The sequence below is a fragment of the Thermanaerothrix solaris genome, assembly GCF_032334255.1.
GTDB lineage: Bacteria > Chloroflexota > Anaerolineae > Anaerolineales > Anaerolineaceae > Thermanaerothrix > Thermanaerothrix solaris.
The window spans coordinates 461,914-486,443 of the sequence record NZ_JAUHMF010000001.1 but is presented as its reverse complement, the minus strand read 5'-3'; the positions used below and the strand labels follow the sequence as shown (position 1 = coordinate 486,443).

Annotated in this window: 22 protein-coding genes and 1 tRNA gene; 15 read left to right on the top strand and 8 right to left on the bottom strand. The window is 49.5% G+C overall.

Annotated elements, in window-relative coordinates; all coding sequences use genetic code 11:
• Positions 1-9: 9 nt before the first annotated feature.
• The 3 genes from QYE77_RS02215 to QYE77_RS02205 are packed head-to-tail and all read right to left on the bottom strand — an operon-like array spanning position 10 to position 4,373.
• Positions 10-576 carry a class I SAM-dependent methyltransferase gene (locus tag QYE77_RS02215; protein ID WP_315623714.1) on the bottom strand — a complete coding sequence of 189 codons (567 nt, stop codon included), beginning with the start codon at positions 574-576 and terminating at the stop codon, positions 10-12.
• Positions 566-1,828 carry a ribonuclease H-like domain-containing protein gene (locus QYE77_RS02210; protein ID WP_315623713.1) on the bottom strand — a complete coding sequence of 421 codons (1,263 nt, stop codon included), beginning with the start codon at positions 1,826-1,828 and terminating at the stop codon, positions 566-568. Before QYE77_RS02210 ends, QYE77_RS02215 begins: the two co-directional genes overlap by 11 nt.
• The gene (locus tag QYE77_RS02205; protein WP_315623712.1) at positions 1,821-4,373 is read right to left on the bottom strand and encodes a DEAD/DEAH box helicase; all 2,553 of its coding nucleotides are present in this window, start codon (positions 4,371-4,373) and stop codon (positions 1,821-1,823) included. Before QYE77_RS02205 ends, QYE77_RS02210 begins: the two co-directional genes overlap by 8 nt.
• Positions 4,374-4,491: 118 nt before the next feature.
• On the opposite strand from QYE77_RS02205, the gene QYE77_RS02200 reads away from it, so the two are divergent.
• Together QYE77_RS02200 and QYE77_RS02195 are read left to right on the top strand one after the other, a co-directional pair.
• Complete coding sequence (locus tag QYE77_RS02200) at positions 4,492-5,823, top strand: MFS transporter (protein ID WP_315623711.1); 1,332 nt, start codon at positions 4,492-4,494, stop codon at positions 5,821-5,823.
• A complete protein-coding gene (locus tag QYE77_RS02195; protein WP_315623710.1) occupies positions 5,820-6,584 on the top strand; it encodes a prepilin peptidase in 765 nt (254 codons plus the stop codon). Before QYE77_RS02200 ends, QYE77_RS02195 begins: the two co-directional genes overlap by 4 nt.
• Before the next feature lie 39 nt (positions 6,585-6,623).
• Here the strand turns inward: QYE77_RS02195 and pckA are convergent, their stop codons facing one another.
• From pckA to QYE77_RS02175, 4 genes are read right to left on the bottom strand one after another with little or no spacing between them, the layout of a single operon-like run.
• Positions 6,624-8,213, bottom strand: coding sequence for a phosphoenolpyruvate carboxykinase (ATP) (pckA, locus tag QYE77_RS02190; protein WP_315623709.1), 1,590 nt, complete (start codon positions 8,211-8,213; stop codon positions 6,624-6,626).
• A gap of 47 nt (positions 8,214-8,260) precedes the next feature.
• Complete coding sequence (locus QYE77_RS02185; protein WP_315623708.1) at positions 8,261-10,675, bottom strand: glycoside hydrolase family 113; 2,415 nt, start codon at positions 10,673-10,675, stop codon at positions 8,261-8,263.
• Positions 10,676-10,733: 58 nt separating this feature from the next.
• Complete coding sequence (gene nusB / locus QYE77_RS02180; protein ID WP_315623707.1) at positions 10,734-11,201, bottom strand: transcription antitermination factor NusB; 468 nt, start codon at positions 11,199-11,201, stop codon at positions 10,734-10,736.
• Between the two features lie 18 nt (positions 11,202-11,219).
• Positions 11,220-11,558 (bottom strand): Asp23/Gls24 family envelope stress response protein, encoded by a 339-nt coding sequence (locus QYE77_RS02175; protein ID WP_315623706.1) that lies wholly within the window; start codon positions 11,556-11,558, stop codon positions 11,220-11,222.
• 285 nt (positions 11,559-11,843) lie between these two features.
• Here QYE77_RS02175 and QYE77_RS02170 point away from each other — a divergent pair, with 285 nt between their 5' ends.
• On the top strand, positions 11,844-12,791 hold the full coding sequence (locus QYE77_RS02170; protein WP_315623705.1) for a VOC family protein: 948 nt from the start codon (positions 11,844-11,846) through the stop codon (positions 12,789-12,791).
• Complete coding sequence (locus QYE77_RS02165) at positions 12,781-13,389, top strand: gluconokinase (RefSeq protein WP_315623704.1); 609 nt, start codon at positions 12,781-12,783, stop codon at positions 13,387-13,389. Before QYE77_RS02170 ends, QYE77_RS02165 begins: the two co-directional genes overlap by 11 nt.
• Positions 13,390-13,511: 122 nt before the next feature.
• Here QYE77_RS02165 and QYE77_RS02160 read toward each other — a convergent pair whose 3' ends face one another.
• On the bottom strand, positions 13,512-14,792 hold the full coding sequence (locus QYE77_RS02160; protein ID WP_315623221.1) for a hypothetical protein: 1,281 nt from the start codon (positions 14,790-14,792) through the stop codon (positions 13,512-13,514).
• 76 nt (positions 14,793-14,868) lie between these two features.
• Here QYE77_RS02160 and QYE77_RS02155 point away from each other — a divergent pair.
• The 11 genes from QYE77_RS02155 (at position 14,869) to QYE77_RS02105 (ending at position 24,527) form a co-directional block, all read left to right on the top strand.
• A tRNA-Asp gene (locus tag QYE77_RS02155) sits at positions 14,869-14,941 on the top strand.
• Between the two features lie 252 nt (positions 14,942-15,193).
• Entirely contained in the window at positions 15,194-15,841 is a 648-nt protein-coding gene (locus QYE77_RS02150) for a bifunctional 4-hydroxy-2-oxoglutarate aldolase/2-dehydro-3-deoxy-phosphogluconate aldolase (RefSeq protein WP_315623703.1), read from the top strand.
• A 9-nt stretch (positions 15,842-15,850) separates the two neighbouring features.
• The gene (locus tag QYE77_RS02145) at positions 15,851-16,138 is read left to right on the top strand and encodes an antibiotic biosynthesis monooxygenase family protein (RefSeq protein WP_315623702.1); all 288 of its coding nucleotides are present in this window, start codon (positions 15,851-15,853) and stop codon (positions 16,136-16,138) included.
• Complete coding sequence (locus QYE77_RS02140; protein ID WP_315623701.1) at positions 16,135-16,938, top strand: IclR family transcriptional regulator; 804 nt, start codon at positions 16,135-16,137, stop codon at positions 16,936-16,938. Before QYE77_RS02145 ends, QYE77_RS02140 begins: the two co-directional genes overlap by 4 nt.
• Positions 16,939-16,978: 40 nt before the next feature.
• Positions 16,979-17,659 (top strand): RraA family protein, encoded by a 681-nt coding sequence (locus QYE77_RS02135; RefSeq protein ID WP_315623700.1) that lies wholly within the window; start codon positions 16,979-16,981, stop codon positions 17,657-17,659.
• 32 nt (positions 17,660-17,691) lie between these two features.
• The gene (locus QYE77_RS02130; protein ID WP_315623699.1) at positions 17,692-18,864 is read left to right on the top strand and encodes a Xaa-Pro peptidase family protein; all 1,173 of its coding nucleotides are present in this window, start codon (positions 17,692-17,694) and stop codon (positions 18,862-18,864) included.
• 63 nt (positions 18,865-18,927) lie between these two features.
• On the top strand, positions 18,928-19,704 hold the full coding sequence (locus QYE77_RS02125; protein ID WP_315623698.1) for an SDR family NAD(P)-dependent oxidoreductase: 777 nt from the start codon (positions 18,928-18,930) through the stop codon (positions 19,702-19,704).
• Positions 19,705-19,718: 14 nt separating this feature from the next.
• A complete protein-coding gene (locus QYE77_RS02120; RefSeq protein ID WP_315623697.1) occupies positions 19,719-20,873 on the top strand; it encodes a sugar kinase in 1,155 nt (384 codons plus the stop codon).
• 41 nt (positions 20,874-20,914) lie between these two features.
• Positions 20,915-21,952: a substrate-binding domain-containing protein gene (locus tag QYE77_RS02115; RefSeq protein WP_315623696.1), complete on the top strand. Its 1,038-nt coding sequence runs from the start codon at positions 20,915-20,917 to the stop codon at positions 21,950-21,952.
• Between the two features lie 75 nt (positions 21,953-22,027).
• On the top strand, positions 22,028-23,548 hold the full coding sequence (locus QYE77_RS02110; RefSeq protein WP_315623695.1) for a sugar ABC transporter ATP-binding protein: 1,521 nt from the start codon (positions 22,028-22,030) through the stop codon (positions 23,546-23,548).
• Positions 23,541-24,527: an ABC transporter permease gene (locus QYE77_RS02105; RefSeq protein WP_315623694.1), complete on the top strand. Its 987-nt coding sequence runs from the start codon at positions 23,541-23,543 to the stop codon at positions 24,525-24,527. The genes QYE77_RS02110 and QYE77_RS02105 overlap by 8 nt, the downstream gene beginning before the upstream one ends.
• Positions 24,528-24,530: the final 3 nt, after the last annotated feature.

Here is a 24,530-nt window from a genome sequence, read left to right as displayed (position 1 = left end):
CTCTCCGCGTTACGGCTTTCGGGCGACTAGGCTTGCAATTGCCTTCAACCCTGAATGTCCTTGGGTTACGCCTTCATTATAGTAAAGAATTTCCCAATCGCAAAAGATGTTATAGAGTTCACCTTCTCGGAGTAGATACATGGGGTCTATGCGGTTGGGAAAGATCTCTTCCATTTTTTCCGTCAGGGTTTCGATAAACAGCAAACCTCCAGACTTAAGGCGAGAAGAAAACAAGGGAAAAAGTGAACGGTCTAGGTAGTAAAAATTGAGGATAACGTCGAACTCTCGGCAGGGTAGCGGATATTCGGTTAGATCGGCTAATATAAGGTGAAGCGATGGCCAACGGAGGTGTGTGGAATAAAGCGCCACCCAGGATATATCAATGGCCACGACCTCTAGGCCGCGTTGAGATAAGAAGATTGCATTAGCCCCTCGACCGGTGGCTATATCTAAACCCCAACCCGAGGTGGGGAGTAAATGGGAAAAGTTCACTAGTAAATCCCGCGGGACATCGATTGGGATATTACTGGATTCGCGATAACGCGCATTCCAGCGTTCAGCGTCTTCACGTGGCATTGGACTGTCTTCCCTTGCCCATTAAGGTTAATAATCTGAGACGACGTTGTGAAAGCATCGAAAAGCGTCCTTTGTGGGACGGGCCAGGGTGAGCATCTAGGATTTTGATCGCGCGATCTACCCAGGCTAAGGCACTTACAAGGTCACTCTGGTTACGTTCATAGTGCCGCGAAAGTTCTAGACAGGCGTCAATAGACTCCCTTTGGGCGGCTTTTTCCCAGCAATGGAGAGCTTGGGAGAGCATCCCGTAACGCTTGAAAATTCGTCCGGCTGTGAGAAGCAGATGGGCAGATTCAGAAGGTTCGCTTTCTTGATCCTTAAAATCTTTGAGCATTGTATTTAGGAAAGCAATGAGATTCTCTGTATTGCGGTTCTGACGCTCCATTTCAGTGATCAACCCATAAATCTCACCCGCAGACAAATTGTTCCAACTGCGAGGGTTATGAAGCAGGTTTTCAATATATAAAAACAAACCGGCAAGTGAAAGAATGTCCATTTCGTTGTGATAAAAGACTCCCGGTAAATGTTGAGTTTCCCCCTGCATTAGATAATGCACATAAATCTCTGGGACCATCCAAGACGGAATTTCTTCCTCACTTCGCGCGAATCCCAAGACTTCCTGCTCAAGGAACGCCAGCCGTCGTGAGGGATAACGCTTGCGCCAAAGCCGTCTAGCCAGTTTCAGGACGTCAAGATGGTGTTTTTTTAGAATCTCTGAGCGGATGCCATTGACCAAGAAGCGTTGATTTAGGATGGGAAGGTCAAAGGCTAGGCCATTGAAGGTGACCAAAACCGGATACCGACCAAGCAGATCATCGAGATAGGCCAAAAACGAAAGTTCGTCCCCTGGTTCGTTGAGAAATACTTGGTGGGTATGGTAGCCCTCAGAAGTCCAATAGCCCAACCCAACCAGAAAAACAAGAGTGCCTGATCCGGGGCTGAGGCTCGAGGTCTCGACATCTAAAAACAGCAATTGTGTGTGAGAGACGATGGATTCGCTATTGATAAAACCGGCGTAGATTGGTGCCTCGGGATTTATTTCGAGCGATATTTTCCCATGGAGGTAACCACTGCGATAAATGTGCTCTAATAGGAATACCGAATGGAGGCGTTCTTCCAGGAACTTTCCTGTTGGAATGGCGGTTTCTATGCCTTGCATCATGCGGGAGGTGTGGTTTTCGGTGTTACCCTTTAGAGGGAAACCGCGATGAATTCCCAGCGCCTCGAATCGTCTTAAGAGTTCTTCATCCATGGAAGGCCGGCTTAACTTCTAAGATGGCGCGGAGGATAGCTTTGGCTTCTTCTTTTCCCCCGCTTCCTTGTTCAGGGGCTGGACCGACGCAGGATGGACAGCCATTCTGACATGTGCAATGAGTGATGACCTCGAAAGCGCTCTCAAACCAATCTTTATGGCGATCAAAAAATTGCAAGGCATAACCCAGCCCACCCTGAAATGTATCATAAAAAACCAAGGTGGGTTGGTTATGACTTAATTTAGAACGCGGTTCCATAAATGAGCCAAGATCATGATGATCACAGAGGACAAATAAAGGGGCTAAATGATGTAAGAGGTGCCGCACGGCCGAAAGCCCGCTTCGGATCCAGACTGCCTTCTCCAAGCGACGATGGCAACGCGGGCAAAGCGTGATTAGATTTTCGAGGTGATTTGCCTCCTCGGGAGAGGAAAAACGACGAAAAGGAACCCGATGATGAACGTGAAATGCGTTTCCATTCTCACGCGCACCACACTGCTGACAGGTATAGTGGTCGCGTGCGCGGGCGAGTTGGCGCTGCTGCTCCCAATTGGGACCGTAATTATTGGGTGTATTGGTCCAAAGTCCTTGGTCTACTAATTGTTTGACGGTGCGGGAATTTAGGCTAAGCCAGTATCCTGTGGTCTCGAGAGTTAGCGGGGGAAAGTCTAGAGATACCTGTTCCAAAACCGTATGATCGTCCCAAGAACGCTTTTTAAATCCTTTGAGCCAGGTGGTTAGGTGTAATTCACCGCAGGCGTGTGTACCCCAGGAAAAATCTTGCGATTCCCATGCTTTATAAGCCGTGACCTGTGTTTCAAGCAATGGCTCAGTATAATAGTCCGAATGAGTGGGTTTAAGAGATGCCTTACCAGATTCTAAGTCTAAGGTTTCAACCCCATAAACATCTCCCCGGTGGAGGTAGATAGCACCGGGATGCACCATCCAGTAAGCACTCTCGTAGTCTACTTCGCCGAGAAGTGAGGTGGTAGGGGCAGCCTGGACATGAAGTTTGATAGTGGAGTGGGCACTGCCGCGCAAAGATGTTTCGCGGTGAGGTTGGGTTTTATCTAACCATGTAAATCGGTTAAACGACGAACGTAGAATGCCTTGATGAGCGAGCACATTGATATAAGGTTCAATCGTCTCCCACGTGAGGGCGCCGAACGATTCACCTGCTTCGAAAGGCTTCTCATAACTGGCACACTTTAGGTGTTGGTAAAGAATGACGGGATTATCGGGGTTGAGAATGACCTTTTCAGGAAGGCGCTCAAGCACATGTTCGGGATGATGAATAATATACTGATCTAAGGGATTATCGGACGCGATCAAGAGGCCTAAGGCAGGTTGACCTTTGCGACCAGCGCGCCCAATGCGCTGGGTATATGCAGTTACCGAACCCGGATAACCAATCATGATAATGGCTTCAACGCCCCCAATGTCAACTCCAAGTTCCAGGGCATTGGTGGTGAAAACCAGGCGGTTGGTTTGTTCGCGAAGGCTTTGCTCGATCCAACGACGATCCTGGGGTAGATAACCGCTACGATAAGCCTCAATGCCCTCGGTGTTAGGGAGGCTTTCACGTAATGTGCGTAGGGCAATTTCTACTCCTCGCCGTGAATTGAGAAAAACTAAGGTTTGCACATTGTGATCTAACAATTCCTGCGCTAGAGCGAGAACTTCATCGGTAGCATCACGGCGGATGCCAGTGACCTCATTTTCAAAGGGGGGATTGTAAAAGAGTAAATGACGTTCCGGTTTTGGTGCAGTATCATTGCTGATAAGGGTTACAGGGGCTTCAATCAGAGTTTGGGCTAATTCTAATGGATTGCCAATAGTGCCAGAGGTCATTAAAAATCTCGGGTTTGCACCGTATAATGCTGCAATGCGTTTTAGTCGGCGAATGAGATTGGCAACATGAGAACCAAAAGCGCCACGATAAAGATGTGCTTCGTCAAGGATTATATATTTTAAGTTCGCTAGAAATTCCTGCCAATACGGATGGTAGGGAAGAATGCCGTAATGAAGCATATCCGGATTCGTTAAAAGCAAACGGGCAATTTCGCGACTCCGCTTGCGTTGAGAGGGTGTGGAATCTCCGTCGTAGGTAACAATGTGCTTCTTGAATGATTTTCTTTCGGTGGGCGAAAAAGGGAGGGCATCCAGAAAGGTTTGAAGAAATTGGTATTGGTCGTACGCCAATGCCTTGGTGGGGAATAAATATAACGCTGTAGCGTTTGGTGTTTCTAACCAGGAATGTAATACTGGAAGATGGTAACAAAGAGACTTTCCACTACCAACGCCAGCGGCAATCATTATATGTTCACCGCTAAGGGCGCTTTGCCAGGCAGATATTTGGTGAAGATATAGATTGTAAATCCCCAACTTTTCCAAGGCCTGACGCAGAGTGTTCGGTATTGTTGGGGGTACGGGATGGGCTTGGCCGGGTTGAGCTGGGAGGGTAACTCGAAAGCGTATGCCCTCAGAATATCTGGGGTGACTTAACCAAGCCTCGATAAGGGCATGTAACTTCGAGATCGGCACTTTGAACTCCGATTAACTCGTTCTTGCGGCAAAGTTGCCTAGTATTTGCTTTCAGATTATACTCTTTACATCCCATCTTTTAGAGCACGGAATAAATTTGATACTCAGGAGCCAGGGAATGAGATCTCAGAATCGCTATCGTTGGTTTGTGTTGGCCGTTTTCTTTGCTTTCATGCTTTTACATCAGGCCGATAAACTTCTCATTGGTCCATTGACCACCCCGATTATGGAGTATTTCGGAATTAATGAAGCCCAAATGGGTATGGTGTTTTCGGGGGCTCTGCTGGTGGGGGGTATTTTTTATCCTTTATGGGGGTATTTATACGATCGCTATGCCCGTTCAAAATTGCTGGCACTGGCTTCGTTTATCTGGGGAGCGACCACGTGGTTAAGCGCCTTAGCGCGCACATTTCCGATGTTTGTCATCACACGTGCTTCTACTGGAATTGATGATGCCAGTTATCCGGGTCTTTACAGTTTGGTGTCTGACTATTTTCCTCCCAAGATCCGAGGCAAAGTTTATGGGTTTCTACAAATCACCGCCCCTTTGGGTTATATCACTGGCACAGTGTTGGCACTCACCTTGGTTTCACGATGGCATTGGCAAGGAGTTTTTTATCTTACTGGTTCGTTGGGAATACTTCTGGCTATTGTTATCTTTTTCGGGATTAAAGAAATGCCGCGCGGTGGCGCTGAGCCTGAGTTTGAAGGACTGGAGCAGATCGGTACCTACCGGTTTGATTGGAAAACTGCTCTTGGTCTGTTCAAAAAACGGAGTCTTTTATTTCTTTTCACGCAGGGCTTCTTTGGAGTTTTCCCTTGGCAAGTCATTACTTTCTGGTTTTTCCGTTATTTAGAGACAGAGCGGGGGTTTTCGTCGAACGAGGTGCTTATTACAATGGTGGCAGCGGTACTGTTCCTGGCTGCCGGTTATCCCATTGGAGGGGCGATAGGGGATTTTTTGTTCAAACGAACACCGCGTGGGCGTTTGATCGTCAGTGCGTTTGGGGTCATTACCGGGGCTTTGCTACTTTGGATCACGATTAATGTCCCCTTGGAGCAAAAGGGACTGTTTATGGGTTTGCTTTGTTTAACTGCAATTTTTATTCCTTTTGCATCTCCCAACGTTCTTTCAACTGTTTATGATGTTACTTTGCCAGAAGTGCGCAGCACAGCCAACTCGGTACAGAACTTAATTGAGCAGGGTGGATCGGCAGCGGCGCCAGCAATTGCGGGTCTAATTGCTGTTAATGGCTCTTTACGGGAAGCCATTCTGATCATCTGTATTGGAGCGTGGTTATTATGTTTCTTTTTCTTTTTGTTCGCTATTTATTTTCTCCCTCAGGATATTCAAACGTTACGGGCGGAACTTAGAGCCCGTGCTGAACAAGAATTGGCACGCCAGACCTATCAACCGACTGCGATTCAATCCCCAGAGGCTCGGGCATGAGTGCCTTTTTCTTTGTGATTGAAACGTTCGCGGTTCTGTTGCTGGGATATGTCTTAGGGGCTGTGGTCAATTATTTGGCAGACGTTCTTCCGCGTGCACGACGCTTGAGCCCGGCTTATTGTCACCACTGCCAGCAATCCTATTCTTGGAAGGAATACCTCTTGTTACGCGATTGTTCCTCCTGTGGAACGAGACGGTCCCGACGCGCGTATATAGTACAAATTGTGTTCTCGCTGCTCACCCTGGCTTTATGGTTGTGGCCGCCGCCGGATCGGCTTCCGCTTGTCGTGGCATGGGGCGTTCTTTTTTATTTCGGAGTTGTGTTTGTTATTGATTGGGAATATCGGGTGGTCCTTTATCAGGTCAGTGCTGCGGGCGCCGTGCTCGGTGCGGGAATTGGTATCTGGCTGAATGGTTGGCGGTCTGCCCTGCTGGGGGGTGGGTTAGGGTTTGGAATCATGCTGGTCTTATATTATCTGGGCGAGATTTTTTTGCGCTGGACGGCGCGGCGGCGAGGGCTTGAGGTTGGCGATGAGGTCGCGCTCGGCTTTGGCGACGTGACTTTAAGCGGCGTATTGGGCTTAATGTTGGGCTGGCCACGGATTGGCATTGGATTGCTCTTTGCCATTCTACTGGGAGGATTGGTAGGTGGATTATATTTATTGTGGCTGGTACTGCGGCGGCATTATCAGCCCTTTGCCGCCTTGCCATACACCCCTTATTTATTGATTGTGGCGGCTGTTTTAATGTATTTGGCTTAAGAGCACTGTATAAGGGTTTTCGCTACATTATGAAGAAACTCACCGGTGCGGGATGGCGACGGGCGAATCCTTGGTAATCTTTTCGAAGTTGGTGTGGAATTGTTCGGCTAAGAGAAGGGCTTGACGATCATAGACGTTTGGATCAGCCCAGGTCTGACGCGGATGAAGTATTTCGCTGGGAACTCCGGGACAGGTTTCGGGCACCCAAAGACCAAAGATCGGATCCTGATAGTATGCGGTGTTTTCCATGGCATTTGATAATACCGCACGTACCATGGCACGTGTGTAGGGGAGAGGAATTCGCGATCCCACTCCATAAGGCCCCCCGGTCCAGCCGGTGTTGATCAGCCAAACACGCGTGTTGTGGCGCTGGATTTTGTCTCGTAACATTCGAGCGTAGATCATGGGATGAAGGGGTAAAAAAGGCGCCCCAAAGCATGCGGAAAACGTAGCTTGGGGTTCGCGTCCTAAGCCGGTTTCTGTGCCGGCCAGTTTGGCGGTGTAACCGGTGAGAAAATAATAAAGGGCTTGATCTGGAGTTAATCGCGCTAATGGAGGAAGAACTCCAAAGGCATCTGCGCTCAAGAAAAAGATATGTTGTGGATGATCACCTCGTCCCTCGGTTAAGGCATGGGGAATAAATTCAAGCGGGTAAGCGGCACGGGTGTTTTCGGTAATTGTATCTGCCTCGAAATCAACAAGGCGAGAGTCGTAATTCAGGACGACATTCTCTAGCACGGTACCGAAACGATGAACGGCAGACCAGATTAGCGGTTCTAATTGGGCGTTGAGGTGAATGGTTTTGGCATAACAGCCGCCCTCAAAATTAAATATGCCATCCTCACTCCAACCGTGTTCATCATCGCCGATTAGATAACGGTTGGGATCCGAGGAAAGGGTGGTTTTTCCGGTCCCACTTAATCCGAAAAAGAGTGCTACGTCCCCCTCAGGGCCAACATTGGCCGAGCAGTGCATGGGAAGCACATTCTTTTGGGGCAACAGGTAATTCATGACGGTAAACATCGCCTTTTTAATTTCGCCTGCATATGCTGTGCCCCCGATTAAGATGAGGCGCTGTTGGAAATCAATGGCTATAACCGTTTCGGACCGGGTTCCATCTTCAACAGGGTTGGCACGAAAAGAGGGAGCATGGATGAGAGTAAAATCCGGATCTGGGTGAGGGGTGCTTAAGATATCCTTATGGATAAAAAGGTTGCGCGCAAATAGGCTATGCCAAGCTGTCTCGGTGATTATGCGCACAGATACGCGGTGAGTGGGGTGATTACCTAGCCAGAGATCTTGAATGTAAAGAGGGCGAAGTTGAAAGAATGTGGTTATTTTTCTATACAGGCGCTCGAAAGCTTGCGGAGGCATTGGCGTGTTTATTGGCCCCCACCAAAATTCATCATGATCAGAGTGTGCGACGATAAATTTATCTTTGGGCGCTCGTCCGGTATGCTTGCCGGTATGTACAACCACAGCCCCGTAATGGGATAACCAACCCTCTTTATTCCGTATGATTTCTTCAATCAGCCGCGCAGTGGGATAGTTCCAATGGATTTCACCCGGATTGTAAATCCCTTGACGCTCTAAGTTGCGGCGGATTACGGTTTGGGTTGAATTTTTCATGTAGGAATGGCTCCTTTTAAAGTAGGATTGATTCGTGGTATTTAAGATTAAGGTGAAGTCGTGTTGGTCCAGATCTGGTACCAGGCCTTAATGACATCGGCGGCTGGCTTACCACGTATCGAAGGTGATGCATCTATTAGAGTAACCGCTGGCTGATATCCTCGAGTTACTAAACCTCTGATCCATGGACGAGAGTTGATCGCCATGGCCGCTCCTTGGTAAAACCTCGCTTGTCGTTCGAGATCAACGGCTGATGATGGGAGTGACCCGCTCCAAATCAAGCGCTCAAAAGGCAAACACCCTTCGGCTGTTAGAACGCAATCATTTTGAATATCCTGCGCGGAGGGATGTTCCAAGCCGAGCCAGACGGGTTTCCCGGTTTGTTGGTACAAGGGTAAAAGGTGGGTGTCAAGGTAATTACCGAACGCTTCGGTGATGGCTTCTTCATTGAGATTCCTATCTTCGAAAGGGGAGGATACAAGAATGTACAGGGCATCCATCTGGGTTACCCAGTCGGGTAACGAAGCTATCCGGTTTTCAGGGACAGCCCAGACCAATTGACCGGAGAATTTCTGCCGTAGTGTGAGCACTAATTCATTCCAAAAATCATCCTGACCATCAAGGAAAGGTTCAATCTCAGGCCCGCCCAAGATAAGGGTGTGAATTTGGGATTGGGCTGACCTTATCGCCATATCGGTTATATAGTGGAGGTATTGGGATAACCATGCATTAATAAGTTCAGGACTATCTTGTAGAGATTGGGTAATTGCGTAAGGATTAAGGCGTGGGAAAATAGCCACCGAAAGCCCTTGTTGCTTTGCATTGGCAACGAGGGCGTTTAGATCGGACCCCTTCATATCATGGGCAGGATCGTAGTTTAAACGTGGGGGGTGACCGGAAATCAACGACCAGGTTGGGCTCAAAATGACCCAATTGGCGCCAAGATGCCGTAGACCTTGGAGGGTAGCGGGTAGATGGGGCAAAGTTGTTGGGGAAAATTGTGGCGCAAATTCAACCGCGGCGACAAAGGATGATCGAGGTGTGGCATCCTGGGTGGATACTGAAATCGGTGATTGGGCCACCAAGTAATTCCATTGTTGGACTTCATGGGTTATGGTAGTGCCGTCAGGAGAAGAAACAGAAAGCCCCGTTGCCGTGTTGCCTGCGGTGGTTACGTCATCGGCAAGGCCGCATTGCTCATTACGACAGACCCGGTAATTGACTTCTCCTAACGCACGTTGTGGACCATAAAACACATAGAGCCATTGTTGATTGCCAAGCGGCCACATAGGGATCGCTGGTGTCCAAGCATAGAGGCGAAATTGGATCGAAACGCGTTCGTCGGCTGGTGTTTCAGGTGGTGCCTTAATATAGAAGGTAAGCGGCGAAGTTTCGGATGCACTAACTCGCCAGGTTTCAATTTTATCCGTGATAGTAATATCATGATCAGGCACAATCAATTGGCGCGTTTTAAATCCACCGTCGGCGGTATGCTCAGCGTTCCAGAATCCATCTCCGAGGGTATATTTGTAACGCAGGTCAGTGCCCGCGGGAAGACTGAGAGTGTAAGTGTATTTTCCATCTTCAAGTAGGCTAAGAAGTGGTGCTCGTGATGCCAGAACGCTTAGCCCACCTTCAAGATCAGAAAATGTATTGCCTAGTGAGGGCGTGTTTCCAACGATTCGCATTGGCAGGCCGCGTATATGTTCGGATGGGGGCTGAACCACAAAAGTGACATTGACCATGGGTACCGGTTGTAGCCCGATTTGTGCCGGTGTAACGGCACCATTAGCAATGACCGCTTCTTGCTGGAATACCTGGTAGGCACCTTCGGTGGGTAAGACTACTAGGTTGTGTTTTCCAGGCGGGATATTTTCAAGGGTGAAGGTTCCATCTGCGGTGGTGAAGGTTTGAATACCAGCCATCGTAACCAAAGCGTCAGATATAGGGGCACGTGTTGTGGAATCATATACGAGACCCAGAAGGGTTCCTCCTTCTTCAGTGGGTGCTTTTCCGCCCTGCCACGCAAACACATGGTCTTCAATTACGGCTGGTGATCGTGCCACAGCCATGCGATATCGGACGATTTGCCCATATGGATTGCGTTCGACCTGGGGAACTGCCTCTTGATGAAGATAGCGATAACACACAACACTGCCAATTGGAAACGCTAACTGGAGTATGTAACGATTGCCTTCCAGTTGCATGGTATAACGTTCTGAATTCAGAGCAATGCCGGTAACTTCGTCTACAATCTCAAGGATAACGTCGCCTGATGAGGCGGAAGTGGGCACATTAACTTGAAATGTGAGGGGTACAAGGGGGAGATTGGGGATGGAAGTAGTGGGTGTGGGGGCAGAGCGAGGGAGAGAAAAATTCTGACAGGCCGCAAGGACAAATAGGATCAAGAATAAAAATAGAGAATAAGCGCGAGGGGTATAAGGGAAAAGAGATGATTTCATTTGAGGATGATTCCTCCTGAGGCGTGGGTCTGAGGACATTATCCCCCTAACCTGTGGCTCAAGTAGTGCGTGGCGAAAGACTTTCTTCTTGGGCCTTTTCGCGGTGAAATTGCTGACGGATTTCTTCTGAGCGATTTGCCAGACTCCCCAGAACGCCGTTCACGAATCGCGGTGAACTGTCGGAGCCAAAGGTTTTTGCCAGTTCAATTGCCTCATTGATAGCGACCTTTACCGGCGTGCATCCCGCCACTGCGAATTCCCACAACGCAATCCGTAAAATATTACGATCAATTACCGAAACCTGGTCAAGTGGCCATTCCGGTGCGTGTTGAGCAATATAACGATCTAGTTTGTCTAAGATGGGATAAACGCCAAATACGATTTGGCGGCTAAACTCGGCTAACTCCGGTTCAAGGTGCTCTTCGGCTAAGCGCTGTTCAAGCGCTTGCCCGGGGGCGTGCCGGGTGAGATCGCATTCGTAAAGTACTTGAAGCGCGACACTGCGGGCTTTGGTTCGCTGCTTCATGGGATTAATCGAAATAGTCTAGTATTGGATATCTTCGATGTGCACATTAACCCGTCCCACGTCCATCCCTACCATTTCAGTAATCGCCCGGGCCACCTGAGCTTGGATATTGCGAGCCACTTCGCGCACATTGACGTCGCGGTTAAGGATGACGTAAACGTCGACGTAAACTTTACCGTCTTCAACCTCGATCTTGACTCCCTCGCTTACGCCACGATCAAACCAGCGGTTTACCTCACCAGGGTGGGTGGCAAGGCGGTTAACCCCGGTAACACCAAGGGTCGTCAGGCGGGCGATGGTTACCAGGACTTCTGGTGCGACTGTTGTTTTGCCCGGGGGGCGATCATTTGTCACCATTCAGCCTCCGAGTGTAGACGATATCTATAAATATTATAACCCCAAAGGACTGGCCCCCAAGCATTTTGCTTCCCAGTATTATAAACCCCAAAAACAGAGCAGGCTGTTAGGAAAAGGCTGTGTATCTCTTTTTTGGACAAACCACGAGAGAATGATTGACATTGTTGAGACTTGGGTGTTAAATATACAACATTAGTTGATAAATAATATCAACAAAAACCGAATAGAGTGTTCACTCTTTAAGGGAAATGGTATCTGTAATTGCAGGGAACGAAAGGTCAAACCATGAGCGCTGCTCAATCGCTTATGCCTGTTGCAATTTCTCCGCATCGAATTCCCCTTGGAACAAGGCCGGCCTATGTTCATCTTAAGGTAGCCGATCTTGGCCGCGAGATAACCTTTTATCAACATGTATTGGGTTTTGAATTAAACTGGCAGACTGATGATCGTGCAGGTTTAGGGGTCTCATCACGGGATTTAGTGCGCTTAACCCAAATCCCGAATGGAAAACGTTATCGTGGTGTGACGGGACTTTATCATTTTGCCGTTCTTTTTCCCAATCGGCGTGAACTAGCCCGTGCAATTGCCCGTTTATTTGCTTTAGGCTGGCCTAACTATCCCACGGATCATGTAATGACCAAAACCACTTATCTAGATGATCCCGAAGGGAACACGATCGAGTTGTATTGTGAGTCACCTGAGGATGGGGTTTTTCTGTTACGGGATGGTGAATTGATTGCTCAATGGGCGGATGGCCGTCCAAGTAATGGGCGTGAACCTTTGGATCTGCAAAGTCTGTTTTCTCACCTGAAACCCGAGGATAATCTTACAGGGACTGTGCCCATGGAGACACGGATAGGTCATTTTCATCTCTATGTGGCGGATTTGATGGCAACCCGGAATTTTTATCACGAACAATTGGGGTTCGATGATATGGGGATAGCCCAACGTTTTCAAATGGGGATGGTCTCTGTTGGTGGGTACCATCATCATATCGGTTACAATACTTGGCAAGGTGTTGGAGCACCCCCTTCGCCTCCGGATGCCTTAGGGTTGTTCTACATTGCATTTGCTCTGGATGCCCCTGATGAGTATCAAGCCTTTGAAAGTCTTCTCGTCAGGCAGTCTATTCCTTTCGAACGTTGGTCCGAGGGTATATTTCTCCGTGATCCGTCCCAAAATGGCGTCTTGTTCATAGATCCTACGGTCTCTACATCGGTGAATGTCTTTTAATGGGCCTTGTTTCTTCATCATCATGGGTGTCGCCGGTAGTGGAAAAACTACGGTTGGGCGGGCATTGGCGGCGGCTCTAGGATGGGAATTTTACGATGGTGACGACTATCACCCGCCCGAGAACATTGCCAAAATGGCGGCCGGTATTCCCTTAAGGGACGCGGATCGTTACCCTTGGCTGGAAACTTTGCGATGTCTGATCGCCTCGCGATTGAGGGATGGAAGGTCCTTTGTGTTAGCCTGTTCGGCATTAAAAGCAGAATACCGTGATGTCTTGCTGAAAGACAATCCGGGCGGGCAACTTATTTATCTTAAGGGTGATTATGCCTTGATCAGAGATCGTTTGCTAAGACGCTCGGGCCACTATATGAAACCTGAGTTGCTAGATAGCCAACTTGAGGCTCTCGAAGAGCCTGATCATGCGTTCACCGTAGATATTCGCTTAACTGTGGATGAGATTGTCAGAAGGATTATCACGGTTTTCTTTAAAAACCCGGATGAATCGGTCCAGATCGAGAGGAAAATCGAATTCTTACCTGAATCCGTGTCAAGCCAAAAGATAATGTTACCGAACGGCTATTGTTCTGCCAAAAGATAATGTTACCCAAGCGGCCACTCCTTTCAGGGAAGGTGGGATGGAAAAGCTGAATGTCAAAGAACAATCTGGCCAGTTGGCCTTCGGGGGTGCCACACAAGCGCTGATAGCCAACGACCAGCCGATCAGACATGTGAATGCTCTGGCTGTTGTAAGGTCAGGCGGACATCCTCCACCTGACCCTCTGGAGCACAGGGCAGGTGGGCGAGGCGGTCAACCAGCGCCTGGATCTCTTCACGCAAGCGCATGGGATTGGTTTGCTCACGCAGGGCCAGGCAGGCCGCCTGTTTCTCCGGGGAGAGTGCACCGGCCTGGATGAGCCGTTCGAGAGGCGGGATGGCAGGAGCGTACATGCGTTTGACTTTGGCAGGCGTTTGTTCGGAGCGGATGCGTTTTTCTTGCAGGCGCAGGACGGGCTGGAAGAAGTTATGGTATAGCCAGAGTTTGTCATAGAGTTGGTTGAGCAAATGGGTCTGTTCCACCGTGTCCAGCCGACCATAGCCGACATAGGCGCGCACCAGCGAGAAGTTGTTTTCTTCCACAAAGCGATTGTCGTTCTTGTGAAAGGGACGGCTGCGCGAAACGTCTGCTTTCACTCTGTCCTTCCAGTACCGCAGGAGATGGGCGTTCAGGAACTCGCTGCCGTTATCCGGGTGCAATTCGCGGATTGCGAAGGGTAAACGCTGGCGAATGCGCTCAAAGCCGTCCTGCATGACCAGCCAGGAGCGTCCCAGCACTGCCACACACTCACTCCAGCCACTGGCCACGTCCACCAGTTGCAGGGTGTGGACGTATTGTCCCTGGGAGCTTAAGCCGCAGTGGTGCACCAGGTCGACTTCCAGGTGCCCGGGCTGACGTTCCTCCCAGGCAATGCGCCGCATCGGGATGAACGACTTCACGCTGGAAGTCGGGGCCGGGCGTCCCACCCGATGCGCCAGGCGCTGGGCAGCCCGTTGCGAAGCCGGCAAGCGCCGCCGCACACTGGAAATGCTGATCTTTCCCAGCAATTCCAGCGTTGTCTCGCTCAGGAGCAATTCACCGTGCGCTTGCAAGTGCCTGGCCATCCAGACCAGGTTCGGTTGCAGACGTTCGGCACAGGGATAATCCAGACTGCGAGCGATCACCGCAATCGCCGCATCTACCTCCGGCCCATACCTCTTGCCGCGCTCCCGCTTACGCCGCTTGCGTCCTAGCTCCCCATTCAGCAAACGGATCAGCGATTTGCGGTGCAGCCCGGTCACGGCCTGGGCTTCATCCAGCAGACGGCTGCGCTCTTTGCGCCCTTCCGCCCGCCAGTACCGCAGCCGTATCTTGTGTAAGTACTTGCGACGCTCATCTACGGTCATTGGATCGGTTTCGGCCATCTCGTTCACTCCGGTAACATTTTCTTTTGAGTGAACGATCATACCTCGGTAACATTTTATTTGATAGAACGCGGAATCTTGACGATAAGCCCAGGGCATGATAAACTATCGCTCAGTTGGGGGCGTGGTGTAGCGGTTAACATGCGGCCCTGTCAAGGCCGAGATCGCGGGTTCGAATCCCGTCGCTCCCGCTGAATAAGAGGCAAAAACCGGGCAACAAGCCCGGTTTTTGGTTTTAACTGCGAATCCCCCAAATAGGTAATTACGCGTATATAGAGGCAAATACTCGATATAACATGAAATTTTTAAGGAAACACCTATTGACTTTGGTTTGACTTTGACTATAATTTTATATAGTGAATTGTGGTTTCATACAATGAAAATTTTAGAGAATTCCCCCATAGTCTCGAAGTGAACCCAAAACTTAATCCCATGGAGATGCAATGAACGCCTTGCAATCGCTACAGAAAATCCTATCCGGTGGCGTGATTGCTATTATGCGAGCGCCCAGCGCTACTCAGCTACTCGATGCCGCTAAAGCCATTTACGAAGGGGGAGTGAATATTATTGAGGTCACGATGACAACTCCAGGTGCATTAAATGTCGTTGAACAGGCGGTGTCCCAGTTCGGTGATCGAGTGCTCTTTGGTGCTGGTTCTGTTCTGGATCCCGAGACAGCCCGCTTAGCCATATTGGCCGGGGCTCAATTTGTGGTTAGCCCCACCTTAAACCTGGAAACAATTGAGATGTGTAAGCGATACGCAGTTCCGGTGATCCCTGGTGCCTTCACGCCCACGGAGATTTTGACAGCGTGGGAGCATGGGGCTGATATTGTCAAGGTGTTTCCGGCCAGCGTGGGCGGACCGGCCTATATCAAGGCGATCAAAGCTCCACTCCCTCAGATTCGTCTAGCAGCAGTAGGAGGGGTGACAATCGAGAATACCGCTCAATTCTTCAGCGCAGGGATTGATGTAATTGGGGTTGGTGCTGAATTGGTGAACGCTCGATTGCTAGAAAGCGGCGCATTTGATGAAATTACCCGTCGCGCGCGTGCTTTCCGACAAGAGGTGGAAAAAGCGCGAGGACGATGAGGAGACGTCATGATCGAACGCCATGTTACATTCAAGGTTATTCCCGGTAAAGAACAAGATTTTGAACGTCTCTTTATAGAAGAATATCGTCCTGCGATGTCTTCCATGCCAGGATATGTTTATGTTCATCTTCTGGTAGATAGTGAAAATCCCCAACTTTATCACATGGTGATCCGCTTCCGTTCACTTGAGGAAGCAGCAGCATGGCGTAATTCTGTGTTGCATCAATCATTACAGCCTAAACTAAAGGCTTTGTATCAAGAGAGTCAGGTGCAGGTGTATGAGGTAATCGCATGAGTCCGCGCCGTGCCAGTTCTGAAGAGAAGAATAATCGCTATAATGTTCGCGTTCTAGATCGAGCCATTAATATCCTTTTGACCTTGGCAGATGGAAAACCCCGCACGCTTCAGGAGGTCAGCGATGCCATTTCGCTGAGCCCCAGCACAACTTTTCGTCTGCTGGCGACGTTGTCTTGTTATAAATTTGTGCAAAAGGATGCTTTGGGGCGCTATTCCCTTGGGCTTACCTGTTTAGAACTGGCGCGAGCCTATTATGAAAGTAATGACCTGCGCAAGGTGGCTTTACCCGAACTTGAAGCTCTACGGGATGAGGTGAAGGAGACGGTTCACCTTGCGATTCTGGAAGGAACAGAGGTCGTTTATCTTGAGAAATTACCAGGATTGCACGCCATTGGCTTGATGGGTTCTCGGGTTGGGGGGCGGGCACCGGCTTATTGCACTGGTTTGGGGAAGGTGTTACTAGCACATCTCAAGGCGGAAGAAATTGAGGACTTTTTACGCAAACAGCCCCTTGCTCCGTTCACCGAAAAAACAATAACCAATCCTGAAACGTTGAAATGTGAATTAGAACAGATTCGAAAAATGGGCTATGCGCTGGATCGCGGTGAGCATGAGGCAGAAGTCCGTTGTGTGGCTGCGCCAATCTTTGATATGCACGGCGCAGTCGTGGCTGCGATCAGCATTTCGGGACCGGCGGGTAGAATGGAGCCCCTTGATGCCAATCTTGGGCTGATTGAAAGGGCATGTCAGGCGGCACGGGCAATTTCCGAAAAACTGGGCTTTCGGCCCAGAGCATGATTTTCCCTTGGAATTCTAAAAAACACGAGTGAGGCGAGATATGCGCAGGATAATCAACCCGAGAAATGTCCAAATTGACCCCGAAATATTAAAGGGTTTTAAGGATTTATTGAAAATTTATAGTCCTTCGTGCGTGGTGGCTGATGCGCAGGAGCGGTATGGTGTTATGCACTCATACTTGCGTCCGTTGAGTCGCGAAACGCGGTTCGTAGGCCCGGCACTGACGGTTCGTTTGGAACCGGGTAATCAGGTAGATTGTTTGGATGCATTAGCGGTAGCCGAGGCGGGAGATGTGATTGTAGTTGATGCGGCGGGTGAGACTGAAACATCCGTTTGGGGTGGGTTGATGGCCGGATTATGCAAAATGAAAGGTGTAGTTGGTGCGGTGGTGGATGGCGCCATCCGTGATACCGACGAGATTCGGGATTTGGGGTTCTATATTTTCTCTAAAGCCATTGTACCTCGTTCGACTCATTCACCATTCTCCGGTCGTCTCGAACCTATTGAAATCAATGTCCCTATTCAATGCGGTGGTGTGCTAGTTCGACCGGGTGATTTAATCCTAGGTGATGAGATTGGTGTGGTGGTCATTCCACTTGAAAAGGCAGCCGAAACACTCGAAAAAGCGCGCGCCCAAGCCGAGAAGGAGGAGCGCACACGGGAACGGATTCGGCAAGGGAAAACTGTTGAAGAATTGCTTGCGGAATTTGGTCGTCTCTAAGGTTTTGATGTGAATAGAAGGAGGAAATGAACATGTCCAAGCGATCGCGGGTTGAAAAATTACAACGCTTGATGCAAAAAGAGGACCTGAGTGCCATTATCTGTCGCCTACCGGAGAATGTGGTCTATATCACTGACTATTGGCCACATCATGGCATTTCGGTTGTGCTTCTTCCGCGTGAAGGACTACCTGTACTCTTCGTTCCCGAGGTTGAACAGGAGTACACCCAATCGGAATGGGCAGAGGTGGTTCCGTTTGGATGGGGATTGCTCAAAGATAGAGATCTCTACGAAAATTATCGCGAATTGATCGCCTCAAAAGTGGCGTCTTGGGGGCTTAAAGGTAAAAAGGTCGGTGCCGAACTCTCTTTTGAGGTCGTTGCCCCCAGTTATCGGATTGCCGAGCCTGTTGTTCCTTCAGGGCCATGGCAAGCACTTTTGCACTTCTTATTTGAAGACGCAAGTCTTGTGGATGCTGCGCCGTTGTTGCTTCAATCGCGGGCAGTTAAGACAGAATACGAAATCGAAAAATTGCGCATAGCCAATAATATTGCTGAACTAGGAATTAATGAAGCACTCTCAAACCTCAAGCCAGGTCAAACCGAAGCCGAAATCGGAGCGCTTATAGAATACACCATTCGCGCTAAGGGTCCTGGCTATCAAGGCGCAAAGTTAGTGCGGGCTGAAGCAGAGGTAGGGGCCGGGCCAGTTGGGAGCGCAAAGGGTACATTACTCGTCCCCTCAACAACCTATCGGATTCAAGAGGGCGATTTGGTGATGATTGAATTGGCGACGATGGTGGATGGTTACTTCTCCGATCTTACCTACATGGCAGTAGTCGGCGAACCCTCGGCACGCCAAAAAGAGGTCTATAACGTTCTCTTGGAGGCTCAACAGGCTGCAGCAAGCGAATTATACCCAGGTAATTCTTTTGAAGCCCCCGACCGCGCCGCGCGTGAAGTTTTACGAAAAGCGGGTCTGGAAGACTATTTTGTCCACATTACCGGGCACGGCGTGGGATTGCGGTATCACGAATTTATTCCCGTGCTTGCCCCTGGGGCTCAAGGAACCCTGGAAGAAGGCATGGTTTGCAGTGTAGAACCTGGCATCTATATTCCCAACTTTGGTGGTCTTCGCATTGAAGATAACGTGGTCGTCGGTGCCACGGGACCAATTTTCCTCTCAACGCCACGGAAACCGTGGTAAATCCACATCCGTCCATGTCATTTTGTCCAATAGATCCAATTTACTAAAAGAAGGGAGGGCACTATGTGCAAACGGTTTGTTGACCAAGTAGTAATTGTCACCGGGGGAGCCAAAGGAATTGGCTGGGGAATTGCCAAAGTATTCAGCCAGGAAGGCGCAAAAGTCGTCATCGCAGATTGGGACGATGTTAATGGACCAAAAACCGCTGAAGAACTACGACAAACCGGCGGAGAGGCTATTTACGTAAAGTGTGATGTGTCAAACGAAGAACAAGTCAAGGCTATGGTGGAACAAACTATTCAGACCTTTGGCCGCATTGATGTCTTGGTCAATAATGCAGGGATTGGTGTGTACAAATCTGTCCTGGATACGAGCAGCGAAGATTGGGACCGGTGCTTGAATGTCAACCTCAAAGGGGTCTTCCTGTGCTCGAAGTATGTTATTCCCTATATGCAGAAACAGGGCAAGGGCAATATTATCAATATCTCTTCGGTGCACTCTTTTCAGACCGTCAACGGCGTTGCGCCCTACGCAGCATCCAAAGGCGGGATTACGGCGCTCACGCGTAATATGGCAATTGATTATGGCCCGACCATCCGAGTTAATGCCATTGCCCCTGGTTGGGTGCTTACTCCACTGATCCAAAGCATCTTTGATAGTTATCCGGACCCCGAAGCACAGCGTAAAGCCGTGGAACAACGTCAGGTGATGAAACGAATCGGTCGGCCTGAGGATATCGGGTATGCAGCTGCATTTCTGGCAAGTGACGAAGCCAGTTTTATCACCGGTACCCAACTCTTTGTGGATGGTGGTCTGACCGCCCAACTTGAAACCTGGTAAGCCGGGGTCGTGCCATGATGCAAAATCTCCGTTTCAACATCACCAAAGACGATCTCAGTCGCTTCTCGGGAAAAGGTCCCGTCTTTGTCACATTTGGGGAAACACTGATTCGCGACACACCGGCAGATTTTCAACGCCTGGAACGGACAGCAAACGTGCATATTTCTCTCGCTGGTAGTGAATTAACCGTTGCTACGTTGCTGGCACGGTTTGGTATCCCCTCGGCTTATATCACTCGAGTTCCAGATAACCCATATGGATGGTTGGTTCGTGATACAGCCCGCAGTCACGGTATTGATACTCGCTACTTTGTTTGGGCTAATAAAGCAGAACCCATCGGGCGACTACTCTACGAAATTGGCCGAACGCCTCGAAAGAGTGTCGGTTGGTACCAACGGATGTTTTCGGCGGCCAGCAAAATGGGAGCTGGAATGGTCAATTGGCAAGAAGCCCTGCGAGACTGCGAACTGTTCCACACCTCGGGGATCACGTTTGGGCTGGCCTACCACAGCAAATATGAACAAAACTATTTGCTGGAAGCTTTCTACGAGGCCATGAACTTCAAACCAGAACACTGCTGGGTGGGTATTGACTTCAACTATCGAGCAACCTTATGGACTCCCGAGCAATGCCGTGAGGTTATGACGCCCTTGATCCGAGATCATGTTGACATCCTCATTACAACTATCGAAGACATGGCAGCGGTTTATGGTTTTGGATGTGGTCAATATTCACCCGAGCAGATTGATAAAGGGGAGATGGGAGACATTACCGATAACGATCTCCGTTCGCTCGCCTCGCATCTCGGGGATTATTTTAAGGCCAAAATCGTGGCTATCACGATCCGTTATCCCGATTCGTTTGAGGAGAATCGCTGGGAGAGTGCGGTCATGAATGAACAGGGTTACTTCTTCCGCTCCCCAGCGGTTAAATCCATTACATTACTTGATCGTCTAGGAGGAGGTGATACCTGGAACGGCGGCTTTTACTACGGCCTATTGACGGCTGGCTTTAACGTCGAAGGCCTTCAGAAGGGTCTTCTGGTTGGTGATGCCGCCACACGAATCAAACAAACGCTCATGTTCGATCTACCTGTGGTTACCAAAACCGAAGTGCAAGACTTGCTAAAAGCCGATGTTGAGGGTGGTGGGAAGAGAGTCTCCCGCTAAACCCGAACCAACCCCCAACTTTCAAAGAAGGAGGAAATCCCATGAAATTCAAAGCCGTCTATCTAATGATTGTGCTTGCCCTGGTAGCAACTCTAATTGCGGGCTGCTCTTCAGCCCAAACGGCGACGCCGGCGGCCGCATCGGGGAACGAAGGGCAATCAGCAAAACCGGCTACTTCGAACGAGGAATATATCTATGTTTCATGCATGGGTAACCTGGAGTTCTTTAATGCCCACAAATACGGTTGGAAGTGGGCGGGTGAAGTGCTGGGCGTGAAAACCTCTTATGTTGGCCCCGCCGAGTATGATCTAAATGCCATGGTGGCCGCTTTTGACCAGGCGATCGCCAAGAAACCTGCTGGTATCGTGGTTTTCGCGGTTGAACCTGTGCTTGAGCCGGTCATTAACAAAGCTGTTGATGCTGGTATTCCGGTGGTGACAATCCTGGGCGATCTCCCCAACTCCAAGCGGTTGGCCTTTGTGGGATCGCGCCAGTTTGATCTCGGTTATGTTGGCGGTAAGAAGTTGGCCGAAGCCCTTGGAGGCAAAGGTAAAGTGGCTATCCTGAGCATCCCCGGCGTGCAGATGTTTGATGAGCGCGAGCAAGGCTATCGCGCCGCATTCTCTGAGTATCCTGGCATTGAGGTGGTGCAGGTCGGCGATACCAAGGCTGATACCGTAACCGCTATCAGTGTGGCTAAGGATATCCTGCAACGCCATCCGGACCTAGCCGCATTTGTCGGCACCGACTCCACTGGCGGTATTGGAGCAGCCACGGCAGTGAAAGAGGCCGGCAAAGTCGGGCAAGTTAAGACAGTAGCCATGGACCGCAACTCCGATGTATTGCAGGCCATCCAAGATGGGATTTTGACCGGTACTGTGGCTCAGGATGATGCCGCTATGGCTTACTGGGCGCTGCTCGTCCTCTACAACTACAATCATCATCAAGCGCCTCTAACCGTGGATAACGCCAAAGCCGGTGTCCGCACTGGTCCCACCATCGTCTACATGTCGGTCAACTATATTGACAAGAGCAACCTCCAGTACTTCCTGGACGCCAACAAACTGTACGTTCCCTAAATTCTAAAAATTGGGAGGGGTAAGGATGACCTTGCCCCTCCCTCGACAGCCCCGATGACTCAAGAGGAAGGTCTTATGGAAGAGGTTTTGCGTGCTGAGCACCTCTCAAAGCAATTCCCGGGGGTTTTAGCCGTAGATGATGTCTCCTTTACCCTGAACAAAGGTGAAATTTTGGCTCTAGTCGGCGAGAATGGTGCTGGTAAAAGTACCCTTTCGCTAATATTAAGCGGCATTCACAAACCCGATAGCGGCACGATTTACCTAGAGGGTAAGCCCGTCTCATTCAATGCACCGGTAGATGCCATTCGGGCGGGGATCGCTATTGTCTTTCAGGAACTATCTTTAGTTGGGAGTCTATCAGTTGCTGAAAATATCTTTGCCAATCGGCAACCGGTTGGGGCAGTTGGCACCATCCGCTGGGATGAACTTTACCGACAGACCCAAGAGTTCTTGAGCCGTTTCAACTTGCACTTGAACCCACGTCAGTTGGTAAAGCACCTTTCGATGGGACAGCAACAGATTCTTGAGATCTTGAAAGCTATCTCCATTAACCCCAAGGTGCTGATTCTAGATGAGCCGACTTCATCCCTCACCGAATCGGAGGCCGGTTATCTCTTTGAGAACATCCGCAAACTCCAGAAACAAGGGATGTCTTTCATTTACATCACTCATAAATTGTCAGAAGTATTTCAAATTGCTGACCGTGTTATGGTCATGCGAGATGGCAAGCACGTAGGAACTCGCGCCGTTAGCGAGGTCACTGAAAACGACCTAATATCAATGATGGTTGGACGGCAGATTACTAGCCTCTATGGAGACGCCAAGAAGAACCAGGGTGATGAATATTTCCGCGTCCAAGATTTTACCCAGCCGGGCGCGTTTGAGAACATCTCCTTTGGATTGAAACGAGGCGAAATATTAGGCTTTTTTGGCCTAATTGGGGCTGGACGGAGTGAACTGGCCCGTGCGATCGTGGGGTTATATCCTAAACAGTCAGGGAGAGTATTCCTGGAAGGTAGGGAGATTTTCATTCGCAATCCTCGGGATGCAATTCAGCATGGTATTGCTTATCTTACAGAAGACCGAAAAGGTGATGGCCTATTTTTAAACATGACGATTCGGGAAAATCTGGTCGCGCCTTCGCTTCCGGTTTTTACCAGGGCGCGGGGATTGTTGGATTTCCGTAGTATTGAAGCCTTCGCGCAAAAAGCGGCTCGTGATTATGATATTGTCACGCCCTCATTGGCAAAGAAAGTCTCCAATTTATCTGGTGGTAATCAGCAAAAATGTCTCATTGCGATGTGGATGGGAATTAATCCGCGCGTAATCCTCTTTGATGAACCAACCCGAGGTGTAGATGTTGGAGCCCGAGCGGAGATTTATCATAAGTTGCGTGAATTATCTCAAAGCGGAGTTGGAATTGTGATGATCTCATCGGATCTTCCAGAACTCATTGGTATGTGCGATCGTATTTTGGTCATGCATCAGGGGCGAATCACCGGAGAACTCTCACGTGAGGAATTTTCAGAAGAATGGATTATGACCTATGCAGCAGGTTTACAAACTCAGGTTTCCCTTGAGGTGAATCATGGTTAAGCGGGAATCGCTGGTCCTTCGAACATTTCGGATGCTGTCCACATTCCGCGAATTTGCATTAATTATTGTTTTAGTGGTGTTTGGATTTGTGATGTCATTAGCCTCACCGGTGTTCTTAACAAAAGAAAACATCGAGGCGATTCTCTTGGCGCTGTCGGTTGAAGCCACTATCGCAGTGGGCATGGTCAATCTACTTATTTCGGGTGGATTAGATCTTTCAGTAGGCTCAACCTTGGCTTTTACTGGCGTTGTTACTGGCTTGGCCTTAAATGCTGGTGTGCCAGTTGTGATATCCATCCTGTTGGGGCTATTGGCAGCGCTCGGTGTTGGCTTGGTTAACGGTCTGTTGGTCGCAAAAATGAAGATAAATCCATTTATTGTTACTCTGGGCACGAATATGGCCGTTCGCGGGTTGTTATTAGTAATTGCGCAAGGCCGTGCCGTGCTCAACCTTCCGCCGGAATTCACGATCATCGGTCAAGGTCGCCTATTCGGTATTCAATATCCCATCTATGTCATGTTGGCTTTAGTTCTCATTGGCGACTTCCTTTTAAGGAATACGCGCTTCTTCCGCCAAAATTATTACATTGGTAGTAATGAGAAAGCAGCACGTTTATCCGGTATTAATGTGGATTGGGTAAAGGTCATAAATTATTGCATCGTGGCCTTATTGGCTGGTGTAGCGGGTCTGATGATTACAGCGCGCTTTGGATCGGCCTCGGTTACGGTTGGAAGCGGCACAGAACTTCGGGTAATCACAGCAACCATCATTGGTGGTGCCAGTCTGAGCGGCGGTGAGGGTTCGGTGTTGGGTGCATTCTTGGGTGCTTTGTTCATGGGTGTTTTGGCCAATGCGCTCAACCTCCTCGGAGTAGATGTGTATTGGCAGAATCTGATCACTGGTCTGATTCTGATTGGGGCGGTCGTCATTGATGTAGTGAACGAGCGTCGTAAAAATCGGACACAGGTGAAAGGATAAAAA

What these genes read in the sequence shown, in the direction of transcription:
- QYE77_RS02215 (WP_315623714.1), bottom strand. Translation starts at nt 576, where the DNA reads ATGCCACGTGAAGACGCTGAACGCTGGAATGCGCGTTATCGCGAATCC.
- QYE77_RS02210 (WP_315623713.1), bottom strand. Translation starts at nt 1,828, where the DNA reads ATGGATGAAGAACTCTTAAGACGATTCGAGGCGCTGGGAATTCATCGC.
- QYE77_RS02200 (WP_315623711.1), top strand. Translation starts at nt 4,492, where the DNA reads ATGAGATCTCAGAATCGCTATCGTTGGTTTGTGTTGGCCGTTTTCTTT.
- QYE77_RS02195 (WP_315623710.1), top strand. Translation starts at nt 5,820, where the DNA reads ATGAGTGCCTTTTTCTTTGTGATTGAAACGTTCGCGGTTCTGTTGCTG.
- pckA (WP_315623709.1), bottom strand. Translation starts at nt 8,213, where the DNA reads ATGAAAAATTCAACCCAAACCGTAATCCGCCGCAACTTAGAGCGTCAA.
- QYE77_RS02185 (WP_315623708.1), bottom strand. Translation starts at nt 10,675, where the DNA reads ATGAAATCATCTCTTTTCCCTTATACCCCTCGCGCTTATTCTCTATTT.
- nusB (WP_315623707.1), bottom strand. Translation starts at nt 11,201, where the DNA reads ATGAAGCAGCGAACCAAAGCCCGCAGTGTCGCGCTTCAAGTACTTTAC.
- QYE77_RS02175 (WP_315623706.1), bottom strand. Translation starts at nt 11,558, where the DNA reads ATGGTGACAAATGATCGCCCCCCGGGCAAAACAACAGTCGCACCAGAA.
- QYE77_RS02170 (WP_315623705.1), top strand. Translation starts at nt 11,844, where the DNA reads ATGAGCGCTGCTCAATCGCTTATGCCTGTTGCAATTTCTCCGCATCGA.
- QYE77_RS02165 (WP_315623704.1), top strand. Translation starts at nt 12,781, where the DNA reads ATGTCTTTTAATGGGCCTTGTTTCTTCATCATCATGGGTGTCGCCGGT.
- QYE77_RS02160 (WP_315623221.1), bottom strand. Translation starts at nt 14,792, where the DNA reads ATGATCGTTCACTCAAAAGAAAATGTTACCGGAGTGAACGAGATGGCC.
- QYE77_RS02150 (WP_315623703.1), top strand. Translation starts at nt 15,194, where the DNA reads ATGAACGCCTTGCAATCGCTACAGAAAATCCTATCCGGTGGCGTGATT.
- QYE77_RS02145 (WP_315623702.1), top strand. Translation starts at nt 15,851, where the DNA reads ATGATCGAACGCCATGTTACATTCAAGGTTATTCCCGGTAAAGAACAA.
- QYE77_RS02140 (WP_315623701.1), top strand. Translation starts at nt 16,135, where the DNA reads ATGAGTCCGCGCCGTGCCAGTTCTGAAGAGAAGAATAATCGCTATAAT.
- QYE77_RS02135 (WP_315623700.1), top strand. Translation starts at nt 16,979, where the DNA reads ATGCGCAGGATAATCAACCCGAGAAATGTCCAAATTGACCCCGAAATA.
- QYE77_RS02130 (WP_315623699.1), top strand. Translation starts at nt 17,692, where the DNA reads ATGTCCAAGCGATCGCGGGTTGAAAAATTACAACGCTTGATGCAAAAA.
- QYE77_RS02125 (WP_315623698.1), top strand. Translation starts at nt 18,928, where the DNA reads ATGTGCAAACGGTTTGTTGACCAAGTAGTAATTGTCACCGGGGGAGCC.
- QYE77_RS02120 (WP_315623697.1), top strand. Translation starts at nt 19,719, where the DNA reads ATGATGCAAAATCTCCGTTTCAACATCACCAAAGACGATCTCAGTCGC.
- QYE77_RS02115 (WP_315623696.1), top strand. Translation starts at nt 20,915, where the DNA reads ATGAAATTCAAAGCCGTCTATCTAATGATTGTGCTTGCCCTGGTAGCA.
- QYE77_RS02110 (WP_315623695.1), top strand. Translation starts at nt 22,028, where the DNA reads ATGGAAGAGGTTTTGCGTGCTGAGCACCTCTCAAAGCAATTCCCGGGG.
- QYE77_RS02105 (WP_315623694.1), top strand. Translation starts at nt 23,541, where the DNA reads ATGGTTAAGCGGGAATCGCTGGTCCTTCGAACATTTCGGATGCTGTCC.